Below are 426 nucleotides of genomic sequence, written 5' to 3'. Positions count from 1 at the left end.
GGGGACCTGAAGTCGGTAACCGCAAGGAACCGCCTAGGGTAAAATCGGTAATTGGGGCTAAGTCGTAACAAGGTAGCCGTATCGGAAGGTGCGGCTGGAATACCTCCTTTTTAGAGCTCATTAACCTATGAGCTGTTGTTTCCTTCTTTTAATTTTATTGTACTAACGCCTATGGCTACACGCCAGAGGGGAAAGCAATAAAACAAAAGACAAGATGAAGATGTGTAACCGAAGGGGGTTACGGAGATCGGCTCTCACACATCGGCAATAATCACACAAATGAAATCTTGGAAAAGAAATCAGTGATTAAAAGTTCTTTGACATATTGGGAAATGCAAGTTGTATTCGAAATAGTAGTATTAGAATACTAAAGATTTTTAAAGCGAATAAGGGCGCATGGTGGATGCCTAGGATCTAAGAGGCGAA

At 42.0% G+C, this 426-nt stretch carries 1 rRNA gene; it reads left to right on the top strand.

The window, feature by feature from the left end:
- A 16S ribosomal RNA gene (locus tag HGH90_RS31495) occupies positions 1 to 110 on the top strand; the annotation flags it as partial.
- Between the last annotated feature and the right edge of the window lie 316 nt (positions 111 to 426).

Origin of the sequence: Chitinophaga sp. Ak27 (genome assembly GCF_012726295.1) — a bacterium.
Lineage (GTDB): Bacteria > Bacteroidota > Bacteroidia > Chitinophagales > Chitinophagaceae > Chitinophaga.
The sequence above is the reverse complement of the archived record's forward strand: the minus strand, read 5'-3'. Positions and strand labels throughout refer to the sequence as shown.